Source organism: Streptomyces sp. NPDC002884, from assembly GCF_040295245.1.
Lineage (GTDB): Bacteria > Actinomycetota > Actinomycetes > Streptomycetales > Streptomycetaceae > Streptomyces.
On sequence record NZ_JBEOVB010000006.1, the window covers coordinates 36,978 to 54,351 of the forward strand.

Here is a 17,374-nt window from a genome sequence, read left to right on the forward strand (position 1 = left end):
GCGATGAGCCATGAGCACCTGCCATGTCATGAGCACGACATTAATTGCCCGTCCCGACCGAGGAGAGCCGCATGTCCCCACGCACCGCTCGCACTCCCCGCACCCTCCTGACCGCTGTCGCCGCCCTGGCCCTGCTGAGCGCGGGTCCGGCCCTCATGGCGCCGGTCGCGGCCGCGGCGCCCACCGCCGACGCCCCCGCCTGGGACGCCGACCGCGCCGCCGCCGCGTACGCCGCGAACCCGGCCGCGGTCACCGCCTCCGGCAGCGAGAACGGCGGCACCGCTCCCGGCCTCGCCTTCGACGGCGACGGCGCCACCCGCTGGTCCAGCAACTTCGCCGACGACGCCTGGATCCGTCTCGACCTCGGCACCACCGTCCGCGTCGACCGGGTCGTCCTGGACTGGGAGGCCGCCTACGGCAAGCGCTACGTCCTGGAGGTGTCGAAGAACGGCACCGACTGGACCCCCTTCTACACGGAGACCGCCGGCACCGGAGGGTCGGTCACCGCGCACACCTACCCCCAGGAGGTGACGGGCCGCTACGTCCGTCTGCGCGGTCTGGAACGCGCCACGCCGTACGGCTACTCGCTCTACTCCTTCAAGGTCTACGGCGGTGAGCCCGCCCCCGCCTCCACCCTGCGCACCAACCTCGCCCTCCACCACCCCGCCACTGCCGACTACTACCAACACGCCGGAAACTCACCGGCGTTCGTCACCGACGGCGGCCACCCGGCAAATCTGAAGGACGACGCCACCCGTTGGTCGAGCGACTGGAACGCGGACCGCTGGGTCACCGTCGACCTCGGCGCGACCTCGACGATCGACACGGTCGAGCTGTACTGGGAGGCGGCCTACGCCGTCGACTACCGGCTCCAGGTCTCCGACGACAACCGCACCTGGCGCACCGTGTACCAGCCGTCCGCCGCCGAGGTCGCCACGCGGCGGGCGAATGTGAAATCCCCGTCCGAGGCGGTCGGCGTGCGCGACAGCGTGCGACTGAGCCGGCCCGAGACCGGTCGCTACGTCCGGATGCTCGGCAAGGAACGCCGTTCCTTCTACAACCCGGCCCCCGCCACCGCCCAGTTCGGCTACTCCCTCTACGAGTTCGAGGTCTGGGGCACCGGCGGCAGCGCATCGGCCGCCTACCCGGCCCTCCCCGGCGAGCAGCAGGGCACGTACCGGACGACGTTCTTCGACGACTTCACCACCGCGTCCCTCGACCGCTCCAAGTGGCGTGTCGTACGCACCGGAACGGAGATGGGATCCGTCAACGGAGAGGCGCAGGCGTACGTCGACTCGACCGAGAACATCCGCACCGAGAACGGCGCTCTGGTCCTGCGGGCCAAGTACTGCAAGGGCTGCACCCCGGCGGGCGGCGGCACCTACGACTTCACCTCCGGCCGCGTGGACACCAACACCCGGTTCGACTTCACGTACGGCCGGGTCAGCGCCCGGATGAAGCTGCCCGTCGGCGACGGATTCTGGCCCGCCTTCTGGCTGCTGGGCAGCAACGTCGACGACCCCTCCGTGTCCTGGCCCGCCTCCGGCGAGACCGACATCATGGAGAACATCGGCTACGCCGACTGGACCAGCTCCGCCCTGCACGGCCCCGGCTACTCCGCGGACGGCAACATCGGCGCCCGCCAGACCTACCCGAACGGTGGCCGGGCCGACGCCTGGCACACGTACGCCGTGGAGTGGACGCCGACCGGCATGCGCTTCTCCGTCGACGACCGCCTCGTCCAGGAGACGACCCGCAACAAGCTCGAGTCCACCCGGGGCCAGTGGGTCTACGGCCACAACCAGTACGTGATCCTCAACCTCGCCCTCGGCGGCGCGTACCCGGCAGGCTGGAACCAGGTCACGACCCCGTACTGGGGCCTGCCGCAGTCGAGCGTGGACCGGATCGCCGGCGGGGGAGTGCAGGCGGAGGTGGACTGGGTGCGGGTGGAGCAGAAGGGGTAGCCGCGTGCACACGGCCGAGGGCGCCTTCTCCCGGCTGCCGCCCGTGAACGGGCCGACCGTGCGGGGATCCGGTCGGCCCGCCTGCGGGAGGTGGAGGGGGAGGGCAGGTCAGTGAAGTGATGCCGGGCCCGGGACGAACTCCGGGTCCACCTGGGCGGCCAGGTCCTGACCGGTCGCCGCGTCCGCCCAGGCGCGGGCGTTGCGGAGGTGGAACTCCACGGCGTGGCGGTGGAGGACCGGCCAGTTCTTCTCGCGGGCGTCGACCGTCTCGCGCAGGAGGTTGAGGGCATGGCGGTTGGCTCCCTCCAACTCGCCTTGAGGAGAACCCCGTTCGGCCGAGCGGACCCAGGGGGAGAGGACGAGGTGGGTGAGGAGGTCGTCGCCCACCTCCTCCTTGAGGAAGAGCAGGTCGTCCTCGCCGGTCACCTTGTTGCCGACCACGGCGAGGGGGATGCCGAACTCGCGGGCGTGGTCGCGGTACTGGCGGTAGACGGAGACGCCCTTGCGGGTGGGCTCGGCCACCAGGAACGTCATGTCGAAACGGGTGAAGAGGCCGGAGGCGAAGGCGTCGGCGCCGGCCGTCATGTCCATCACGAGGTACTCGCCGGGGCCGTCCACCAGGTGGCTCAGATAGAGCTCCACTGCGCCCAGTTTGGAGTGGTAGCAGGCCACCCCCAGGTCGCTCTCGTCGAACTCGCCCGTCACCATCAACGGCACGCCACCGACCTTCCGGACGTGCCGCCCGTGCAGTTCGTCGTCACCCAGCAGGCGCAGCAGCCGTGAGCCGCGGCCCGGCGGGGTCGTCTTGACCATCGCCTCGCGGGAGGTGATCCGCGCGTTGGTGCCGCGCAGCAGGTCCTTGATGTCGCCCAGATGCGCCGCCAGCGGCGGGGCCGTGAAGCGCGCCGTGCCCGCCGTGGGGTCCAGTGCCTCGGACAGATGCTGGTTGATGTCGCCGTCCACGGCCAGCACCGCTGCGCCGGATCGCGCCAACTGCCGGGCGAACAGGGCCGACAGGGTCGTCTTGCCGCTGCCGCCCTTCCCCACGAACGCGACGCGCATCACAGCACCCCCTTGTTGAAAATGAAAGTCATGTGGCTAGATTTAGGGGCGGGCCGTGATCTCTGTCAAATCCGGGAGTGGTGGTTAAGTGATCAACCTTCTGCGCTTAATGCATATGATGCGCAAGTGCGTGACTACTGCATCAGGCCCGCGGGCCCCGAGGACCTCGACGGTGCCCGAGCCGTCATGCTCGACACCGTCTACCGCGATTTCGGTACCGGTTACGTGCCTCGCTGGCACGCCGACATCATCGACCCCGTCGCCGCCTACCTCGTCCCGGCCCGCCACACCCTGCTGGTCGCGCGCGACGGCGCGGACGGTGAGGTCGTCGCCACGGCGGCACTGGACTCCCGGGGGCCCGCGCACCCGCCGAACCCACGTCATGTCGCCGAGCGCTACCCCTGCGGCACGACCGCGCAACTGCGCCGTGTCTACGTCCGCAGGGAACACCGTCGGCGCGGCCTCGCCAGGCGGTTGGTCGCCGAACTCCTCGCCTTCGCGGTCGCGGACGGCGGCTATCGGTCCGCCTATCTGCACACGGACCCCGCCGTGGAGGGCGCCGAGGGGTTCTGGCGGTCGCTCGGCACGGTCGTGCACGACGAGCGGGAAGGGGTGACCGGCGGTCAGGGCATCGTGCATTTCGACGTTCCCCTCGACGTCCTCCTCCCCGCCTCCCCCTCCCCTTTCGCTCCCTCGGCTCCCTCGGTCCCCTCTGTCGCCGCCGCTCCTGACACTCCTGCCGCTCCTGCCGCTCCTGCCGCTTCTGGCGCTCCTGGCGCTCCTTCCTCCTCTCGCCCTCGTCCCACAGGCCGGTAACTCCATGCGCTTCCATCGCCGTCCCCGCCGTCCCCGCGGCGCCCGTCCTCCGCGGCTTCTCGCCGCGTTCTTCCTCACGCCGCTGCTCGCCGGCTGCTTCGCCTCCTCCGGTGGCGGCGGCGGTGCGGCCTCCGGCGCCGACGACGGCTCCCGGCTGCGCGTCGCCCTCGCCTTCCCGCCCGCCGAGAACCTCTCCCCCTACGGCGCCGACGCCACGATCCTCAGCCGTCTCGGCGTCACCGAGGGGCTGACCGCCCTCGACGCCAACGGCGCCGCCGCCCCCGCGCTCGCCGCGTCCTGGCGCCGCGAGGACGACCGCAACTGGCTGTTCACCCTGCGCGAGGCCGCCTTCCAGGACGGTACGGAGGTCACGCCCGCTGCCGTCGCCGCCTCCCTCACGCACGCCACCGAGGCCGAGCCGGCCCCGGCCGCGCTCTCCGGTGTCACCCTCACGGCGAAGGCGCAGGGCAGCACCGGCGTACGCGTCACGACCGCCGCCCCCGACCCGGTCCTGCCCCTGCGCCTGTCCAGCCCCGGCCTCCCCGTCCTCGCCGCGAAGGCCTACGGGAAGAAGGGCGCCGTCGACCCGGCCGGCACCGCCACCGGACCCTTCGAAATCACCGGGGTCACCGGCGCCACGGCCGCCGAGCTCGACCGCTTCGACGACTACTGGGGCGGCCGGGCCCAGGCCTCCGGCGTCCAGGTGCGCTTCATCGCCGACGGCACCGCCCGTGCCAACGCCCTGCGCACCGGTCAGGTCGACGTCGCCGAGGCGATACCCGTCTCCCAGGCCGCCACCCTCGACGCGGACACCCGCCGCGAGACCGCCACGACCCGTACCACCAGCCTGCTTCTCAACGTGAAGTCGGGCGTCTTCGAGGACCCGGCACTGCGCGCCGCCGCCCGCGCGGCCGTCGACACCTCGGCGCTCGCCAAGGGCGTCTACGAGGGACACGCGGACGCCGGTGCCGGCATCTACGGGCCGGCCGTCACCTGGGCCGAGGGCAAGCGCGTCCCGCCCGCAGGGCGGGCGCAGGCCGCTAGCCCCGACGGCGCCTCCCTGACCCTCGCCACCTACGACAACCGGCCCGAACTGCCGGAAGCCGCACAGGTGTTGAAGCAGCAGCTGGAGAAGGCCGGCTTCAAGGTGAAGCTGGAGGTGCGGGAGTACTCGAGGTTGGAGAGTGACGCGCTCGCGGGGAAGTTCGACGCCTTCCTCGGCGCCCGCAACAGCCTGCTCGACACGGGCGACCCCGTGTCCCTCCTGGCCGGCGACTTCACCTGTGACGGCGGCTACAACCTCGCCCTGCTGTGCGACAAGGGCGTCGACCGGGCCGTCGCCCACGCGCAGACGGTGGCCGACACCGACGACCGGCAGGGCGCCGCCCTGGCCGCCGAGGCCGCGATCCTCGGCACGGACGCCGTCGTCCCGCTCGTCCACCAGCGCGTCATCACCGGTGTCGGCGCCGAGGTCAGCGGTGTGCTCCTCGATCCCTACGAGCGCACCCTCGTCGGCACCGGGACCCGGCGCTGACGGCATGAGGAGCAGGATGGGCGCGCTGCTGTGGCGCGCCGTGCTGGCCGCGCTGCTGGTGTGCGGCATCGGGCTGCTGCCCTGGCTGTCGCACACCGACCCGGCGCTGACCGTGCTGAAGGCGCGCTCGGCCGACCGTGACGCCACCCCCGAGGTGCTCGCCGACATCCGCGCCCAACTGGGTGTGGAGGAGGGGCCGTTGCGGCTGCTCGGGCAGTGGCTGGCGGGGCTGCCGCACGGCGACGCCGGACGTTCGTGGATCTCCGGAGCCGACGTTCTGCCCGCCGTCCTCGAGGCGCTCGGCGCGTCGCTGCTGCTGATGGCGGTGGCGTTGGCGGTCGCCCTGGTCACCGCCGCAGGCGTGTGCGCCCGCACCCTCTTCCTCGGTGCGCGGCGGCGGCTGGAGGGCCGGCCCGCCGGTGGCTCCGGTTCCGCCGTGCTCGCCGCGCTGCCCGAGTTCCTGACCGCTTCCGTGCTCGCCACCGTCGTCGGGGTGCAGTGGGGTTGGCTGCCCGCTCTCGGCTGGTACGGCCCGCAGTGGACCGTACTGCCCGCGCTCGCCCTGGGCCTGCCCGCCGGCGCGGTGCTCGGGCGTCTCCTCGACGACCAGTTGCCGGCCGCCTTCGTCGAGCCCTGGGCCCTGGCCGCCGCGGCGCGCGGACTGCCCGGCCGGAGCATCGCCCGCAAGGCGCTGCGCCGCTGTGTGCCCGGACTGCTGCCCAACCTCGGGCTGTTCGTCGTGGGTCTGACCGGCGGAGCCGTCGCCGTGGAGCAGATCTTCGACATCCCCGGGCTCGGCCGGACCACCCTCCAGGCCGCGATCGCGCAGGATCTGCCGGTCCTCCAGGCCGGCACTCTCGTCCTCGTCGCTCTCGCGGCCGTCACCACCGGCGGCGCCCGGCTCGCGGCCCGGCTCCTCATCGGCCCCGCGCTGCGCGACGGCGCACTGCACACACTCCACCGGCCCCCGCCACCGGTCCGCAGGATCCTGCCCGTTGCATACGGTCTTGTGCTGTCCGTCGTCATCTCCCTCGGGCTGCCGCGCGATCCGCTCGCCCTCGACACCGTGGCCCGCCTCCGGCCCCCCTCCGCCGCCCACCCGTTCGGCACCGACGCGCTGGGCCGCGACGTCCTCGCCCGGGTCGCGCACGGCGCCCTCGACACCCTGCTGCTCGCCCTCGCCGTCAGCGCCGTCGCGCTGACGGCCGGAGTGCTGCTCGGGCTGCTGCCCCGGCTGTCCGGGCCGCTCGTCGACACCGTGAACGCCGTACCGCCGGTGCTCGCCGCGCTCCTCGTCGCCGCGGTCTGGGGCAGCGGGCCCACGACGCCCGTTCTCGCCGTGGCCGTCGTGGCCTGGGCGCCCCTCGCCGCCCACACCTCCGCGCTGCTGCGGCAGGAGCGGGCCACCCTCCATCTGACCGCCACCCGCTCCCTCGGCGCCGGCCCCGGACATCTGCTGAGGAGTGAGCTCCTGCCCGCCGTCCTCCCGCCCGTGGCCCGCCACGCCCTCCTGCGGCTGCCCGGTATCGCCCTCGCGCTGGCCTCCCTCGGGTTCCTCGGTCTCGGCGCCCAGCCGCCGTCCCCCGAATGGGGCCTGCTGCTCGCCGAGAACCAGCCCTACGCCGAACGCGCCCCCTGGGCCGTCCTCGCCCCCGCCACCGTCCTCGCCCTCCTCGGCGCACTGGCGGTGACCGCGGCCGGCGGACTGCGGCGACCGCGTCCACGGCGACCTCGTACAGCAGACCCGATCGCCGACGAACAGCCGTCCCGTAAAACGGAGTTGGCGGTCGCGCGATGACGACGACGCGCCTTTCACCGCGCCGGAGCACGAAGGGGTCGCCGCCGCTCTCCCCTCTTCTGCGCCTGCTGATCCTCACTCAACTCGCCTTCAACGTAGGCTTTTTCGCCGTATTGCCCTTCCTCGCCGAGCACTTGGGCGACGCGGTCGGCATGGCGGGCTGGCTGGTCGGGTTCGTGCTGGGGCTGCGGACCTTCAGCCAGCAGGGGCTGTTCGTGGTCGGCGGGGCGCTGGCCGACCGCTACGGCGTCCGGCCCGTCGTCCTCGCCGGGTGCGCGCTGCGCATCGCCGGGTTCGGCTGGCTCGGGTACGCCGAGCGGACCTGGATGGTCGTCGGCGCGGTGCTGCTGACCGGGTTCGCGGCCGCGCTGTTCTCACCCGCCGTCGAGTCCGAGGTGGCGCGGCAGGCCGTCGTGCACGAGGAGTCGGGCGGTGGGCCGCGGACCCGGGTGCTCGCGCTGTTCACCGTCGCCGGGCAGGCCGGGGCGTTCGTCGGGCCGCTGCTCGGCGCGCTGCTCCTCGCCGTCGACTTCCGCGCGGTGTGTCTGGCCGGGGCCGGTATCTTCGTCCTCGTCCTCGCCGGTCACGCCTGGCTGCTGCCGCAGCGCATCCCCGGCCGCTCCCGGGTCCGAGTACGAGGCGGTGCCGTCCCGTTGCTCCGCAACCGCCGCTTCCTCGCCCTGTGCTGCGCGTACGGCACCTATCTCCTCGCCTACAACCAGCTCTACCTCGCCCTGCCCGCCGAGGTGGAGCGGGCGGCCGCTTCACAGGCGCCGCTGGCCTGGCTGTTCGCGCTGTCGTCGCTGCTGGTGGTGACCACCCAGCTGCCGGTCACCCGGTGGGCGGGGGAGCGGCTGAGCCTGCGCCGCTCCATGGCGGCCGGGCTCGCGCTGATCGCCGCGGGATTCGCCGTGGTGGCCGCCGCCCTGCCCGCCGGACGGACCGGGACGGCCGGGCTGCTGCCCGCGGCCGGCTTCGTCCTGCTGCTCACGCTCGGTCAGATGCTCGTCGTGCCCGCCGCCCGCGCCTGGGTGCCCGACCTCGCCGCGGAGGGCCGGCTCGGCCTGTACACCGGGGCACTGTCCTCGGTCTCCGGGCTGATCGTGCTGCTCGGCAGCGCGGCCACCGGCGCCCTCCTGGACGCCGGGCTCCCGCCGGCCGTCCCCTGGCTCCTCCTGGCCGCCGTACCGGCGGCCGCCGTCGCGCTCCTGCCCGCGGCCGACGCGCGCGCGGGGGAGCGGGAACGCGGGCGCACGTGAACGCGGCAGCGGCGGCCGACGTATCAGTCGAACGTGGGAGGATCCCTCACCATGAGTGCGTCCCCGGCCGTCCGGAGTCTGCGCGCCGCGGTGTTCGCCGCGGTGTGCGTGCTGCTGGCCGCCGCCGGGCACGGGCTCGCCACGGGTGACACGCCGCCACTGTGGGCGGACGGCGCCGGATTCCTGGCCGTCTTCGCCGCCGGGTGGCTGCTCGGCGCCCGGGAACGCGCACTGCCCGGGATCGGCGCGACCATGCTGGCCACCCAGGCAGGCCTGCACGTCGCCTTCGACGCGGCCCGCTCCCGTACGGCCGCGCGGTCCATGCCCGCGATGCCCATGGCGTCCGCGCACGGCATGCACGCGCACGGCATGCACGCGCACGCCCACACCGTCGCGGCCATGACCCCGCACGCGACGGCGGCCCACGTCCTCGCCGCCCTGGCCGCCTCCTGGTGGCTGCGGCGCGGAGAGGCCGCCCTGTGGTCGCTGCTGCGCTGGGCGGTCGCCTTCCTGCCGGGCCTCGCCGCCTGGTGGCGAGGGACCCCCGTCCCGCTGCCCGTGCCGTCGGTCCACCCCGCCGCCCCGGCTCCCGTCCCGCCCCGGCAGCGGCTGCTGCGCCACGCGGTGAGCCGCCGCGGACCCCCCGCCCCGATCCCGTACGCGATCTGACCCCGAGCCGGACCCGAGCCGGACCCCCTTCTTCCTGTACGGAGATCACCCACTCATGTCCACGACACACCCCGCCCTGCGCCGCGCCGGTCTCGGCACCGTACTGGCCGCCGCCGCGGTCCTCGCCGCCGCCGGTGTCGCCTCCGCGCACGTCACCGTGCACCCCGAGAGCTACGCCGAGGGCGCCACCGACGGCGTCCTGAGTTTCCGCGTCCCCAACGAGGAGGACACCGCGAGCACCACCGAGGTCCAGGTCTTCCTGCCCACCGACCACCCGGTGCTCGGCGTGCTGGTCCACCCGCAGGACGGCTGGACCGCGAAGGTGACGACCACGAAGCTCAAGACGCCCGTCAAGACCGACGACGGCACGATCACCGAGGCCGTCTCCGAGATCACCTGGACCGGCGGGAAGATCGGCGCCGGCCAGTACGAGGACTTCGACGTCGCCTTCGGTCAGCTCCCCGACGACACCGGCTCGCTCGCTTTCAAGACCCTCCAGACCTACTCCGACGGCAAGACGGTCCGCTGGATCGAGGAGGCCGAGGAGGGCGCGGACGAACCGGAGAACCCGGCGCCGGTGCTGAAGCTGACAGCGGCGGCGGACGACGGCGCCGGCACCTCCGACGGCGCCTCGAAGACCACGGACGGCGCGAGCGGCACGGCCGGTTCCAAGAGCGGCACGGTCCAGGTCACCGCCGCCGACGCCAGTGACTCCACCGCCCGCGGGCTGGGCGTCGCGGGGCTGGTCGTCGGCGTGCTGGGCCTCGCGGCGGCCGCCTTCGCCGTCGTACGGACGCGGTCGGCACGGTCGTAACCACGCGGGAAGCCCATGGGGCAGGGCCCGGACCGTGCACCCGGTCCGGGCCCTGCCCCATGGGAGAGGGGAGCTACACGAGCTCCAGGACCTTCGGCGCCGGAGCCTGCGCGGCGATCCGCGAGGTCCGCCGCAGCCACAGCACGTCCCGGCCGAAGGACCACACCAGCGAGCCCAGCGCCAGCAGCACGACGGCGAAGTTGGCCGCGTACGGCAGCAGGTTCGCGCCCGCCAGCAGCAGCAGGACGCCCTGGAGCGCGGCGACCGTCTTGCGGGCGGTGCTCGGCGGGAGCGGGGCGTTGAGCCAGGGGGCGACCCGGGCCGCGGCGACGAACACGTAGCGCATGCCGCCGATCAGGAGGACCCACGGTCCCAGAGCCATCGAGACGTACACGCTGAGCACCAGGATCAGGAACGCGTCGACCTCCATGTCGAAGCGCGCGCCCAGCGCCGTCGAGGTGCCGGTACGGCGGGCGACCTTGCCGTCGACGCCGTCGAGGATCAGGGCCACGGCCGTCAGGCCGACCAGCAGCGTCACCGGCGGCGTGCTCTCGAAGGAGTCCGCGACCAGCGCGGTCACCCCGCCGACCAGCGTCGCCCGGCCGAGCGTGACCCGGTTGGCCGGGCCGAACGAGCGCAGGCTGGAGCGGTGCAGCGCCCGGGAGAGCACCCCCCAGGTGGCGATGGCGAAGACGAGACCGGTCACCCAGCCTGCCGGCCCCAGGCCGATCGCCGAGCCGAGCAGAGCCAGCAACAGGATCTGAACGCCCGCTCCCACAGCGGTCTCCTGCTGGACCAGCCTTGCGTCGTAAGTGTTGTTCAGGGCCACCGCACATTCCTCCGGCCAGATGACAAAGATGATCAGTGCCGCGTACTGTGCGCGGACTGTGCACACCTCGGTACGTGGGCCGGTTGCCGATCGTTCAGGAGGATGCCGATGTCTGTCACCGCTCGTGCGTTCTGGGTCAGCTCTCCGGGTGAAGGAGAGATCCGCGAGGTCGTCGTTCCCGACCCGGCCGAGGACGAGGTGCTGGTCCGCTCGCTGTGGTCCGGCGTCAGCCGTGGCACCGAGACCCTCGTCTTCAACGGCGGGGTGCCCGAGAGCCAGCACGCGGCGATGCGGGCGCCGTTCCAGCAGGGCGACTTCCCGGCACCCGTCAAGTACGGCTACCTCAGCGTCGGGGTGGTGGAGAAGGGGCCGGCCGCGCTGGCCGGGCGCACGGTCTTCTGTCTCCACCCGCACCAGACGCGGTACGTCGTCCCGGCGGCCGCCGTGACGGTCGTACCGGACTCGGTGCCCGCGCCGCGAGCCGTCCTCGCCGGCACCGTCGAGACGGCCGTCAACGCCCTGTGGGACGCGGCGCCGCTGGTCGGCGACCGGATCGCGGTGGTCGGCGGCGGCATGGTCGGCTGCTCGGTGGCCGCGCTGCTCGCCCGCTTCCCCGGCGTCCGCGTGCAGTTGGTGGACGCCGACCCGGCGCGGGCGAAGGTCGCGGAGGCGCTCGGCGTCGACTTCGCCCTTCCCGAGCACGCCCGCGACGGCCTCGACCTCGTCGTGCACGCCAGCGCCACCGAACAGGGACTCACCCGTTCCCTGGAGCTGCTGTCCGCCGAGGGCACCGTCCTCGAACTGAGCTGGTACGGCGACCGGAAGGTCTCCCTCCCGCTCGGCGAGGACTTCCACTCCCGGCGGCTGGTCATCCGCAGCAGCCAGGTCGGCACCGTCTCCCCGGCGGGCCGCGCCGGCCGCACGTACGCCGACCGGCTCGCGCTCGCCCTGGAGCTGCTCGCCGACCCGGCGCTCGACGCCCTCGTCACCGGAGACAGCGCTTTCGAGGAGCTCCCGGAGGTGATGCCGAAGCTCGCGACGGGCGAGATTCCGGCCCTCTGTCACCGCGTCAGGTACGAACAAGAGCGCCTGACCTGAGAAAAGAGTGAGATCGGGCTGAACAAGGGGAAGCGAAGGTCCGTACTACACGGCATCCCCCGGGCGGCCAACGGCCGGGGGGAGCAGAGGCGCCGCACCTGGAGGGTCGTCCGTTGTTCAGTGTCACCGTCCGCGATCACATCATGATCGCCCACAGCTTCCGCGGCGAGGTCTTCGGACCCGCGCAGCGCCTGCACGGAGCGACGTTCCTCGTGGACGCCACTTTCCGCCGCGAGCAGCTGGACGACGACAACATCGTCGTCGACATCGGGCTCGTCACACAGGAGCTCGGTGCCGTGGTCAGCGAGCTGAACTATCGCAACCTCGACAACGAGCCCGACTTCGCCGGGGTCAACACCTCGACCGAGTTCCTGGCCAAGGTCATCGCGGACCGGCTCGCGGAGCGGATCCACAAGGGCGCGCTCGGCGAGGGCGCCCGGGGCATCGCCGCCATCGCGGTCAGCCTGCACGAGTCGCACGTCGCCTGGGCGAGTTACGAGCGTGCGCTGTGACCGACGTGACCGTGGAGAAGGCCGCCGTGCACAAGACCCCGCTCGCGTACGTGCCCGCGCAGGCCGCGCTTCCCAAGATCGGCGGGATCATCCCCATGTCCCTGCGCTCCGTTCAGTTCGTGATGCCGGGCGGGGTCGACGACCCGGCCAACCCGAGCGGCGGCAACGCCTACGACCGGCGCCTCTGCCTGGACCTGCCCGGCTTCGGCTGGCAGGTGCACAAGCACCAGGTGTCCGGTTCCTGGCCCCGCCCGGAGGCGGCCGCCCGCGCGGAACTGGCGCGGACGCTGCGCGAGTTCCCCGACGGCACGATCGTCCTCCTCGACGGGCTCGTGGCCTGCGGGGTGCCGGAGATCATCGCCCCCGAGGCGGAGCGGCTGCGGCTCGTCGTCCTCGTCCACCTTCCGCTGGGCGACGAGCGGGGCCTCGCGCCGGAGGTGGCGGCCGAGCTGGACGCCAAGGAGCGGGCCGTGCTGCGGGCCGTCCCCGCGGTGATCGCCACCAGCGACTGGGCGGTCCGCCGTCTCGTCTCCCACCACGGGCTCGCCCCCGAACGGGTGCATGTCGCCGCCCCCGGCGCCGACATCGCCCCCCTCGCCTCCGGCACCGACGGTGTGTCGCGGCTGCTGTGCGTGGCCGCCGTCACCCCGCGCAAGGGCCAGCACCGGCTGGTGGAGGCGCTGGCCGCGGCGAGAGACCTGCCGTGGAGCTGCGTGTGCGTGGGCGGACTCGGGCAGGACCCGGAGTACGTCACCCATCTGCGCGGCCTGATCGCCAAGTACGGCCTCCAGGACCGGCTGGAACTGGCGGGCCCGAAGGCCGGCGCCGAGCTCGACGCCGCCTACGCCTCCGCCGATCTGATGGTCCTCACCTCCTACGCGGAGACCTACGGCATGGCCGTCACCGAGGCTCTCGCCCGCGGCATCCCCGTCCTCGCGACGGACGTCGGCGGGCTGCCCGAGGCGGTCGGCCGCGCCCCCGACGGCGGCGTCCCCGGCATCCTCGTCCCGCCGGAGGACCCGGCCGCCCTCGCGGTCGAACTGCGCGGCTGGTTCGGCGAGGCCGACGTACGACGTCGTCTCAAGGCCGCCGCGCGGGGCCGCCGGGCGGCCCTGAACGGCTGGGCGACGACCGCCCAGAGCCTCGCCGGCGTCCTGGGCCGGCTTCCCAGCGAACCCCGGAGGGCGGCATGAGGAAGACGACGGCGACCCCGGCCGACGTGGCACGACGCGTGGGCGGCATTCCGGCCCAGCCGGTCCGGAAGGAGCCTGGTTCCATGGCGGAGTCCCTGATCCCCGACGGCGGGCCGCAGTCGGCGGTCGCCGGTGACGACGCGGTGCCCGGCGTGATCGCGGGCGCCGGGCCGGTGACCCGGACCGGTGAGCGGCCGACCGTACGGCTGCGGGACGTCGGGCCGGACGAGCAGCCCCGGTACGCCCCCGAATGGCTGGAGCTGCGCGAGCCCGCCGACGCCGCCGCCCGGTCGATGGAGCTGCTGGACCCGCTGCGGATCCGGCTCGCCAACCTGCCCGGACGCGGCGGTCTCGCCATCCACGACCTGGGCTGCGGCACCGGCTCGATGGGCCGCTGGCTGGCCCCCCGCCTGGACGGCGCCCAGCACTGGATCCTGCACGACCGGGACCCCTACCTCCTGCACTTCGCGGCCGTCGCCTCCCCCCGGGCGGCCGCCGACGGCAGCCGGGTCACCGTCGAGACCCGGCGCGGCGACGTCGCCCGCCTCACCCCGGACGCCCTGCTCGGCGCCTCGCTGGTCACCGCGTCCGCGCTGCTGGACGTCCTCACCCGCGAGGAGGTCGAGACGCTCGCCGCGGCCTGTGCGGGCGCCGGCTGCCCGGCGCTGCTGACGCTCTCGGTCGCCGGGCGGGTGGAACTCAGCGCCCCGGACCCGCTGGACGACGAGATCGCCGCCGCCTTCAACGACCATCAGCGGCGCGGCGGCCTCCTCGGCCCCGACTCGGTGACCGTGGCCTGCGAGGCGTTCGCCGCCCACGGCGCGACCGTCAAGGTGCACCCGAGCCCGTGGCGGCTCGGCCCCGAGAACGTGGGCCTGACCGCCCAGTGGCTGCGCGGCTGGGTCGGCGCGGCCGTGGAGGAGCGCCCGGCACTGGCCGAGCGCGCCGAGGCCTACCTGGCCGCCCGGCTGGCGGCCTGCGCGGCCGGCGAACTGCACGTCACCGTCCACCACAGCGATCTGCTGGCTCTGGCCCGGCCGACGGGCGGGGCGTGATGAGCGCGGACACAGCGGGGCCCCGGGTGACGGCCGTGCCGCCCACCGGGTGGGCGGAGGGAGCCAGGGCGGTCGCACGCCGGCCTCCGCGCAGCCCCTCGGTGGCCCGCACCGGCGCCGCCGTGTCCGAGGCCCGTATCGGTGTCATCGTGACCGAGCCGCGGACGAGGAGGCCCTCCCGGCTGCGCGCCCTGCTCGGCAGCCGAGCCGTCCGCACCCACTTCGGGACGGTCGCCGGAGTCGCCATCCTCAGTGTGCTGCTGTGGCGGCTGGGTACCGGCGTCTTCATGGACGGACTGCGCCGGATCGACGTGCCCACGCTGCTGGTGGGGCTCGGGATCGGCGCGGTCACCACGGTGTTCAGCGCCTGGCGGTGGGCGCTGGTGGCCCGCGGGCTGCGCATCCGGCTGCCGCTCGGCCCGGCCGTCGCCGACTACTACCGGGCCCTGTTCCTCAACGCGGCCCTGCCCGGCGGCGTCCTCGGCGATGTGCATCGCGCGGTACGGCACGGGCAGAGCGCCGGTGATGTCGGTCGCGGCGTGCGGGCCGTGGTCCTGGAGCGCACCGCGGGACAGCTCGTGCTGGCCGTCGCAGGCGTAACGGTCCTGCTGACCCTGCCCTCCCCGGTCATGGAGGACGTACGGCACATCGCCCCGCTGGTCCTGCTGGCCGGCGTGGGCGCGCTCGCCGTCGTCCTCGCCGTCCGGATGAACTCCTCGGCGCCGCGGCGCGGCGGTCGGCTGCGGGCGGGACTGGCCGAGGCGCGCGAGGGACTGCTGTCGCGGCGCAACGGGCCCGGTGTCGCCGTGTCCTCGGCGGTCGTCCTGGCCGGACACCTCGGGATGTTCGTGGTGGCCGCGCGGGTCGCCGGCTCCGGCGCCTCCGTCCTCGAACTGCTGCCGATCGCCGTCCTCGCCCTGCTCGCCATGGGCCTGCCGCTGAACGTCGGCGGCTGGGGCCCGCGTGAGGGCGTCACCGCCTGGGCGTTCGGCGCCGCCGGGCTCGGCGCGAGCACCGGCCTCGCGGTCGCCGTCGTCTACGGCGTGCTCAGCTTCGTGGCGGCGCTGCCGGGGGCGGTCGTGCTGGTCGCCCGCTGGTACGCGGGACTGCGGACCGGGGCCGCCGCCGGAGAGACGGGCCCCGGGCTCGACGAGCGGCGTCACGACGACGTCGCGGTATCCGTTCCGAAGCCGTCACCGGCGGCGGACTCATTCGTCGCGGCGGCGGCCGGGGTTTCGGTTCCCGAAGCCGTCGGAGCGCCCGCGGTGAGCAAGGAGAAATACGCGCCGAAGGAATCCGCCAGGCTCGCCAGGAGTTCCTTCCCCTTTTCCGCGGACCCCAGGGAAGGACGGCCGATGACGCCCGAATCGGTATAGGCGGACATTCCCAGCGTGAGCAGATGACGGCGGTCGTCCGCGACGAAATCGGCCGACTCGTATCCGGGCCGGACGAGTTCGGGGTGGGCGTGCAGCAGGATCGAGGTCTCGATCTCCCCGGCGTGCATGTCGGTGAGCAGCGAGGTGGACACCCCGGACCGCTCCAGCGCCGCTTCCCAGTCCTCCGGGGCCGGGAAGAGCGCCATCCGTTCACCTGCGGCGGTGGACTCCTGGACGACGTTGCCCAGGACGTAGTTCCCGCCGTGTCCGTTGACCAGCACCAAGGCCTCGACGCCCGAGCGGCGCAGCGACGCCGCTATGTCCCGTACCACCGCGTGAAGGGTCACGGAGGAGATGCTGACGGTTCCCGGCCAGGCCGCGTGCTCGTGGGAGCAGGCGATGGTCACCGGCGGGAGGAGGTGCACCGGGTACGCCCCGGCGATCTCCCGGGCGATGGCGCAGGCGACCAGTGTGTCGGTGGCCAACGGCAGGTACGGCCCGTGCTGTTCGAAGCTTCCGACGGGCAGGACCGCCACCTGTGCCGAGACGCCGGCGCCCCGGGTCCGTACGTCTTCGGTGGTGTCCGTCGGCACCAGTCCGTACGCCGCCGACCGTATTTCCGAACCACTCATTTCTTCCCGGCCCTTCGTCTCTGCTTAGGAACCAGATCATGACAGAAAAAATTGGCGTACTCGGCACGAAGACCCCGCAGCGCACCGGTGTGGAACGCGTGGTGAATGCACCCCTGCCCACCGTGTACGGGAAATTCCAGGCGGTCGGTTACATGGACCACGACCGCGGTGACGAGCAAGTCGCCCTGGTCTACGGCGAGATCGGCGCCGAGGACGTGCTGACCCGGCTGCACTCGGAGTGCCTGACCGGCGACGCGTTCGGCTCCCAGCACTGCGAGTGCGGCGACCAGCTGGCGTCCGCGCTGCGCGCGGTCGTCGCCGAGGGCCGCGGCATAGTCGTCTATCTGCGCGGGCACGAGGGCCGGGGGATCGGGCTGCTCGGCAAGCTGCGGGCGATGGCCCTGCAGGCGGAGGGCCTGGACACCGTCGAGGCGAACGTGGCGCTCGGCTTCCCGGTCGACGCCCGCGACTACAAGGTGGCCGCCGACATCCTGCGCGACCTGGGCGTCGACTCCGTCCGCCTGATGTCGAACAACCCGCGCAAGCGCGAGGCGCTGGTGGACAACGGCATCCGGGTCGCCGAGGAGGTCCCGCTGCTGATCGAGCCCTGCGAGAACAACATCACCTATCTGCGCACCAAGCGGGAGCGCCTGGACCACCGGCTGCCCCATCTGGACGCGGTGGCGCACTGGTCCTGACCCGCGCTTGGGACCGCCGTCCCGACGGGTAGGGATCACGGCGGCCATGGCGTACGACAGCCCCG

The 17,374-nt window shown here is 73.5% G+C and carries 14 protein-coding genes and 2 pseudogenes; 13 read left to right on the top strand and 3 right to left on the bottom strand.

Annotated elements, in window-relative coordinates; translation table 11 throughout:
• Positions 1 to 71: 71 nt before the first annotated feature.
• A complete protein-coding gene (locus tag ABT070_RS14865; RefSeq protein ID WP_351759744.1) occupies positions 72 to 1,964 on the top strand; it encodes a discoidin domain-containing protein in 1,893 nt (630 codons plus the stop codon).
• Between the two features lie 108 nt (positions 1,965 to 2,072).
• On the opposite strand, the gene ABT070_RS14870 is transcribed toward ABT070_RS14865, so the two are convergent.
• Entirely contained in the window at positions 2,073 to 3,026 is a 954-nt protein-coding gene (locus ABT070_RS14870; protein WP_351759746.1) for an ATP-binding protein, read from the bottom strand.
• 126 nt (positions 3,027 to 3,152) lie between these two features.
• Here ABT070_RS14870 and ABT070_RS14875 point away from each other — a divergent pair.
• The 6 genes and pseudogenes from ABT070_RS14875 to ABT070_RS14900 all read left to right on the top strand — a co-directional run.
• A pseudogene (locus tag ABT070_RS14875) lies at positions 3,153 to 3,680 on the top strand (GNAT family N-acetyltransferase); the annotation flags it as partial.
• 166 nt (positions 3,681 to 3,846) lie between these two features.
• Entirely contained in the window at positions 3,847 to 5,376 is a 1,530-nt protein-coding gene (locus ABT070_RS14880; RefSeq protein WP_351759749.1) for an ABC transporter substrate-binding protein, read from the top strand.
• Positions 5,377 to 5,380: 4 nt separating this feature from the next.
• Positions 5,381 to 7,174 carry an ABC transporter permease subunit gene (locus tag ABT070_RS14885; RefSeq protein WP_351759752.1) on the top strand — a complete coding sequence of 598 codons (1,794 nt, stop codon included), beginning with the start codon at positions 5,381 to 5,383 and terminating at the stop codon, positions 7,172 to 7,174.
• Positions 7,171 to 8,433 (top strand): MDR family MFS transporter, encoded by a 1,263-nt coding sequence (locus ABT070_RS14890; RefSeq protein WP_351759755.1) that lies wholly within the window; start codon positions 7,171 to 7,173, stop codon positions 8,431 to 8,433. The genes ABT070_RS14885 and ABT070_RS14890 overlap by 4 nt, the downstream gene beginning before the upstream one ends.
• Positions 8,434 to 8,484: 51 nt before the next feature.
• Complete coding sequence (locus tag ABT070_RS14895; protein ID WP_351759757.1) at positions 8,485 to 9,102, top strand: hypothetical protein; 618 nt, start codon at positions 8,485 to 8,487, stop codon at positions 9,100 to 9,102.
• A 55-nt stretch (positions 9,103 to 9,157) separates the two neighbouring features.
• Positions 9,158 to 9,916 (top strand): YcnI family protein, encoded by a 759-nt coding sequence (locus ABT070_RS14900; RefSeq protein ID WP_351759760.1) that lies wholly within the window; start codon positions 9,158 to 9,160, stop codon positions 9,914 to 9,916.
• Positions 9,917 to 9,989: 73 nt separating this feature from the next.
• On the opposite strand, the gene ABT070_RS14905 is transcribed toward ABT070_RS14900, so the two are convergent.
• Positions 9,990 to 10,745 carry a CDP-alcohol phosphatidyltransferase family protein gene (locus ABT070_RS14905; RefSeq protein WP_314220925.1) on the bottom strand — a complete coding sequence of 252 codons (756 nt, stop codon included), beginning with the start codon at positions 10,743 to 10,745 and terminating at the stop codon, positions 9,990 to 9,992.
• Between the two features lie 108 nt (positions 10,746 to 10,853).
• Between ABT070_RS14905 and ABT070_RS14910 the strand changes: the two genes are divergently transcribed.
• The 5 genes and pseudogenes from ABT070_RS14910 to ABT070_RS14930 form a co-directional block, all read left to right on the top strand.
• Complete coding sequence (locus ABT070_RS14910) at positions 10,854 to 11,843, top strand: zinc-dependent alcohol dehydrogenase (RefSeq protein ID WP_351759764.1); 990 nt, start codon at positions 10,854 to 10,856, stop codon at positions 11,841 to 11,843.
• 113 nt (positions 11,844 to 11,956) lie between these two features.
• Positions 11,957 to 12,355, top strand: coding sequence for a 6-pyruvoyl trahydropterin synthase family protein (locus tag ABT070_RS14915; protein WP_351759767.1), 399 nt, complete (start codon positions 11,957 to 11,959; stop codon positions 12,353 to 12,355).
• A complete protein-coding gene (locus ABT070_RS14920) occupies positions 12,352 to 13,548 on the top strand; it encodes a glycosyltransferase family 4 protein (protein ID WP_351759770.1) in 1,197 nt (398 codons plus the stop codon). The genes ABT070_RS14915 and ABT070_RS14920 overlap by 4 nt, the downstream gene beginning before the upstream one ends.
• The gene (locus tag ABT070_RS14925; RefSeq protein ID WP_351759773.1) at positions 13,545 to 14,603 is read left to right on the top strand and encodes a trans-aconitate methyltransferase; all 1,059 of its coding nucleotides are present in this window, start codon (positions 13,545 to 13,547) and stop codon (positions 14,601 to 14,603) included. Before ABT070_RS14920 ends, ABT070_RS14925 begins: the two co-directional genes overlap by 4 nt.
• A pseudogene (locus ABT070_RS14930) lies at positions 14,603 to 15,661 on the top strand (lysylphosphatidylglycerol synthase transmembrane domain-containing protein); the annotation flags it as partial. The gene ABT070_RS14925 and the pseudogene ABT070_RS14930, both read left to right, overlap by 1 nt.
• A gap of 101 nt (positions 15,662 to 15,762) precedes the next feature.
• Here ABT070_RS14930 and ABT070_RS14935 read toward each other — a convergent pair.
• The gene (locus ABT070_RS14935) at positions 15,763 to 16,611 is read right to left on the bottom strand and encodes a creatininase family protein (protein ID WP_351759775.1); all 849 of its coding nucleotides are present in this window, start codon (positions 16,609 to 16,611) and stop codon (positions 15,763 to 15,765) included.
• Positions 16,612 to 16,649: 38 nt separating this feature from the next.
• On the opposite strand from ABT070_RS14935, the gene ribA reads away from it, so the two are divergent.
• Positions 16,650 to 17,309 (top strand): GTP cyclohydrolase II, encoded by a 660-nt coding sequence (gene ribA / locus ABT070_RS14940; protein WP_310432915.1) that lies wholly within the window; start codon positions 16,650 to 16,652, stop codon positions 17,307 to 17,309.
• The last annotated feature ends 65 nt before the right edge of the window (positions 17,310 to 17,374 follow it).